Origin of the sequence: Flavobacterium sp. (assembly GCF_044348915.1) — a bacterium.
Lineage (GTDB): Bacteria > Bacteroidota > Bacteroidia > Flavobacteriales > Flavobacteriaceae > Flavobacterium.
Map to the genome: position 1 here is coordinate 1 of NZ_JBIKRX010000135.1, position 4962 is coordinate 4962.

General features: G+C 35.7%; 4 protein-coding genes. 3 read left to right on the forward strand and 1 reads right to left on the reverse strand.

All coding sequences use genetic code 11. The features are described from left to right. Nucleotides 1-146: 146 nt before the first annotated feature. The gene (locus tag ACIQ1E_RS13820; protein ID WP_396171923.1) at nt 147-2480 is read right to left on the reverse strand and encodes an ATP-dependent helicase; all 2334 of its coding nucleotides are present in this window, start codon (nt 2478-2480) and stop codon (nt 147-149) included. A gap of 184 nt (nt 2481-2664) precedes the next feature. Here ACIQ1E_RS13820 and ACIQ1E_RS13825 point away from each other — a divergent pair, with 184 nt between their 5' ends. The 3 genes from ACIQ1E_RS13825 to ACIQ1E_RS13835 all read left to right on the forward strand — a co-directional run bounded on the left by ACIQ1E_RS13825 (nt 2665) and on the right by ACIQ1E_RS13835 (nt 4724). After that, a complete protein-coding gene (locus tag ACIQ1E_RS13825; protein WP_396171925.1) occupies nt 2665-3834 on the forward strand; it encodes a dipeptidase in 1170 nt (389 codons plus the stop codon). Between the two features lie 189 nt (nt 3835-4023). Further along, the gene (locus tag ACIQ1E_RS13830) at nt 4024-4512 is read left to right on the forward strand and encodes a response regulator (RefSeq protein ID WP_396171926.1); all 489 of its coding nucleotides are present in this window, start codon (nt 4024-4026) and stop codon (nt 4510-4512) included. Then, nucleotides 4491-4724 carry a hypothetical protein gene (locus ACIQ1E_RS13835; RefSeq protein WP_396171928.1) on the forward strand — a complete coding sequence of 78 codons (234 nt, stop codon included), beginning with the start codon at nt 4491-4493 and terminating at the stop codon, nt 4722-4724. Before ACIQ1E_RS13830 ends, ACIQ1E_RS13835 begins: the two co-directional genes overlap by 22 nt. Nucleotides 4725-4962: the final 238 nt, after the last annotated feature.

Sequence of the window (4962 nt, forward strand, 5' to 3'; positions counted from 1 at the left end):
TATTGCCACTTTTTTATACCGAAATATACACTTTTTGGCAATTTAACAGAGCCTTTTTTAATATTATTTTATCATAAGTTATTAACAATCAGATTGTTAATTTGTTTTTAAGGAATGACTATTTAAACAACCTTTAAACTTAATTGTTATCCAATCACATCCAACTTCGCAAATCTTAACAACAATTTCTTGATTCCGCCTACTTCAAATTTGATTTCCGCTTTTTTGTCTGCACCAACGCCTTCCAAGTTTAGGACTTCACCTTTCCCGAAACGCTCGTGCATTACTATATTTCCAACTGCCAATTTATTGTCAAACAAATTAGCTCCTCCTGATGAAGCGTTGCTCGATACAGGCTTCAATTTACGAATATTTATATTATTATTAGGTTCGTTATCTGTTAAATATTTGGGAGAAGTTCCCGCAGTAGGTTTTGCCAAACGCAATTTTGATTTGTCCACATCACCAAAGATATCACTATCAATCATCGGTTTGTACCGGTAATTATTTTCTTCTGCGGTGAGGTATTCTAAATATTGGCCATCGATTTCTTCTATAAAACGCGAAGGCTCACTATCGGTTAATTTCCCCCATCGGTAGCGCGATTGCGCATACGTTAAATATGCCTGATGTTCGGCACGCGTTAAGGCTACATAAAACAGACGGCGTTCTTCTTCGAGTTCGCTTCGAGTGCTCATACTCATTGCGCTAGGGAACAAATCTTCCTCCATTCCCACCACAAAAACGTGCGGAAATTCCAATCCTTTAGCTAGATGTATCGTCATTAAAGCTACTCTATCTTCGTCGCTGGTGTCTTTGTCTAAATCTGTAGCCAAAGCCACGTCTTCCATAAACTCGGACAAGGCACCTCGGGCGCCATCAATCTCTCGTTGCCCTTCGGTGAAATCTTTGATACCGTTTAATAATTCCTCGATATTCTGGATTTTGGCCATTCCCTCGGGAGTCGCATCTTTCTTTAATTCCTGCACCAAGCCTGTTTTTTTGGCGACGTGATCGGTGATATAAAAAGCATCTTGATTTTCGTTGATGACCTGAAAACTTTGAATCATCATCACAAAATCCTGCAGTTTTTGCTTAGTTCCTGAGTTTAATTTCAAATCTATTTTGTCAATATTCTGCATCACTTCAAAGATGGAACGCTTATAATGATTGGCAGCAACTGTTAGTTTTTCGACGGTGGTATCTCCAATTCCACGATGCGGATAATTGATTACTCGAACCAACGCTTCTTCATCTTTTGGATTCAGAACCAATCGCAAATAACACAGAACATCCTTGATTTCCTTTCGTTGGTAAAAAGATAAACCACCGTAAATTCGATACGGAATATCTCTTTTACGCAGGGCATCTTCCATAGCTCGGGATTGCGCATTAGTACGATATAGAATAGCAAACTTACCATTGGTCAATTGCTGCTGCATCTTTTGCTCGAAAATGGTACTGGCTACAAAACGCCCTTCTTCGGCATCGGTAAGGCTGCGATGCACTTTGATTTTAGGACCAAAATCATTGGCGGTCCAGACAATTTTGTCGAGTTTGGTTTTATTCTTGTCAATAATTGTGTTTGCCGCTTCGACAATATTTTTGGTCGAGCGATAATTTTGTTCCAATCGAAAGGTTTTTACGCCTTCATAATCCTTTTGAAAATTCAAGATGTTGTTGATATTGGCACCACGAAACGCATAAATACTCTGCGCATCATCACCAACGACGCAAATGTTTTGAAATTTATCCGATAAAGCACGAACAATAAGATACTGTGAATGGTTGGTATCTTGGTACTCATCGACTAAAATGTATCTAAAACGGTTCTGGTATTTGGCTAAAACATCTGGGAAACGAGTCAAAAGTTCATTGGTTTTCAACAATAAATCATCAAAATCCATCGCACCGGCTTTGAAACAACGGTCTACATAATTTTGATAAATTTCACCCAAGCGAGGCTTCTTGCTCATTGCATCTGCTTCCTGCAATTCAGGATTGTTGAAATAAGCCTTTACTGTAATTAAACTGTTTTTATAAGAAGAAATACGACTTAAAACCTGTTTGGGTTTGTAGATATCGCGATCTAGTTGCATCTCTTTGATAATAGCCGAAATGGCTCGAACAGAATCTTGAGAATCATAAATGGTAAAATTCGAAGGATAGCCTAATTTATCCGATTCTGAACGTAGTATTCGAGCAAAAACCGAGTGAAAAGTACCCATCCAAAGGTTTTTTGCTTCGTTAGAACCAACGATATCAGAGATACGGTTCTTCATTTCACGAGCCGCTTTATTAGTAAAGGTCAATGCCAAAATACTAAAAGCATCGACTCCTAAGCTCATCAAATAAGCAATGCGAATCGTCAAAACCCTAGTCTTACCCGATCCAGCACCAGCAATTATTATCATTGGCCCATCTTTTTGGAGGACCGGTTCCCTTTGGGCTTCGTTCAGTTGATCGATGTATTTTTGCATAAAAAATCTAATGTTGAATGCAAAAATAAGGATTTAAGAATTAGCAAATCTATTAAAAGTGGAATCAAAATGTAGTTTTTTATAACGACTAAATCAGTGATTTAATCAACAAAAATAGTTTTTCACTTGGTTTTCTTTATATTTGGTCATTATAACGGTTTTATACCATACCAAATAATCGACTATGAAACTAAACATTTTACTCCTCAGTATCTTAATTTCTCAACAAATCATGGCGCAATCTTATCAAAAAATTCACAATAAAGCTATAGTTGTAGACACTCACAACGATATCCTGATGCACACTATGGAAAGTGATCTTGTAATCGATAAAGATTTGAAAGGACAAACCCATAGTGATTTGGCCAGATGGGCTCAAGGAGGAGTTGATGTTCAACTTTTTTCTATTTTTTGCGATGGTGACAAAAAAAATCCTTTTCAATTTGCTGTTCAAGAAATGGATTCGGTAGATGCTGTAGTGGCACGTAATCCGAAAATAATTGCAAAAGTGGCCGATAGCAAAGAATTATACAAAGCTGTGAAACATAAAAAACTGGCAGCTATGTTTGGGGTGGAAGGCGGTCATATGATTGAAAACAATATTGACAATATAGATTATTTCTATAAGCGAGGCACGCGATATATGACGCTGACCTGGAATAATTCGACCTCTTGGGCGACAAGCGCCTACGACGAAACTTTCAATAAAGAACTAAAGCACAAAGGTTTGACTGATTTTGGCAAACAGATAGTGCAACGAATGAACGCAATAGGGATGCTCGTTGATGTAAGTCACGTAGGTGAAGAAACGTTTAAAGATGTTATCAACACTACTACCAAACCTATAATAGCAACCCATAGTTGTGTCTATAATTTATGTCCACACCAAAGAAATTTAAAAGACTACCAAATACAAGCGATTGCCAAAAACGGTGGTGTGATTCAGGTGAATTTCTATTCTGGATTTTTGGATCCTAATTATTTTAAGAATAAACAAACCTTCACAGAAAAACACAAAGAAGAAGTCGATTCACTTTATAAAAGTGGCCAAGAAAAACACAAAGTTGAAGAAGCGCTGTTTGCTAAATACAACACCGAAACAGAGAATTTAAGAGCTCCGCTTTCCCTATTGATTGAACATATTGAATATATCATTAAATTGGTTGGAGTTGATTATGTTGGTTTGGGTTCTGATTTTGACGGCATTGAATCTACACCTCAACAATTAGACGATGTAACCTCCTACCCCATGATTACTAAAGCCTTAGTTGAAAAAGGATATAGCGAAAAAGATATTGAAAAAATTCTTGGAGGCAATTTTTTACGAGTCCTAGCAGCCAATGAAAAAAAATAAAATAAGGTGTTTCTATTGATTTGAAGATACAGCTTAATGCCTAAGCCAAAATTAAAACATCTAACCTTCTAATTTACAATTAAATAGTTTTTATTACATTTACAAAACCTACACATACAACCCTAGCGAAAGAGCATCAATTTAACCTGTCTTTTTACTTATTACGTTAAATTAACTAATATGAATAAAATGAAATCCATTTTGATCGTTGAGGATGAACTGATAATAGCTGCCAACCTTTCGCTGCAACTCACTCATTTAGGCTATGAAGTCATTGGAATTATTCCGAGAGCGGAAGAAGTTTTGTTCCAAATTTCTAAACAAATCCCCGATATTATTCTGATGGACATCAATCTAAAAGGAGATTTAGATGGAATTGAACTGGTTCATTTGATTCAGAAAGAAAATAAAATTCCCATCATTTATTTGACTGCCAACTCCGACGAAGCTCATTTTAACCGAGCAAAAGAAACACATCCCTATGCTTTTGTATCCAAACCTTATAAAAAATTAGATTTACAACATGCTATAGAATTGACACTAGTCCGTATTCAAGAGGAACAAAATAATGAAAAAAGCTTGGAGCCTATCACCGAAGAGCCTTTTATTTTGAGTGATTGTATCTTTGTTCGTAGTCATGACAAAATGGTAAAGGTATGCATCAGTTGCAAAATGTAATTTATTACATTCACAACAATCCCGTTCAACACGGTTTTGTTAAGCAAATGAATTTATATCCGTGGTCGTCGTATGGTTCAATAGTATCAGATAAACCAACTAAAATAAACCGAAAAGAAGTAATTGAAATTTTTGGAAATAAAGATGAATTTATAAAATATCATAATGAAAATCATACTTTTAATGAAATTATCAATTTTGTAATAGAATAATAACTAAATGCTATAACAAACTCCGACAGAGTTATAAACTCTGTCGGAGTTGTATAAATAAAAAATGACAATGAAAACAAAACAAACATCCCTCCTATTTATCGCATTAATAAATTTATAGGTATAGGCGCTTAGAGCACCCTTGTTATCTATTGATTTTATTGATATTTATTCAAATTTCACCATCTTTTTCATTAACACATCGAAGATTGTCCCCATATTTGACCTTCTATTGTAT

Bases quoted from the DNA above. Each gene is read 5' to 3' on its own strand.
- ACIQ1E_RS13825 (WP_396171925.1), top strand. From the start codon at position 2,665: ATGAAACTAAACATTTTACTCCTCAGTATCTTAATTTCTCAACAAATC.
- ACIQ1E_RS13835 (WP_396171928.1), top strand. From the start codon at position 4,491: ATGCATCAGTTGCAAAATGTAATTTATTACATTCACAACAATCCCGTT.
- ACIQ1E_RS13820 (WP_396171923.1), bottom strand. From the start codon at position 2,480: ATGCAAAAATACATCGATCAACTGAACGAAGCCCAAAGGGAACCGGTC.
- ACIQ1E_RS13830 (WP_396171926.1), top strand. From the start codon at position 4,024: ATGAAATCCATTTTGATCGTTGAGGATGAACTGATAATAGCTGCCAAC.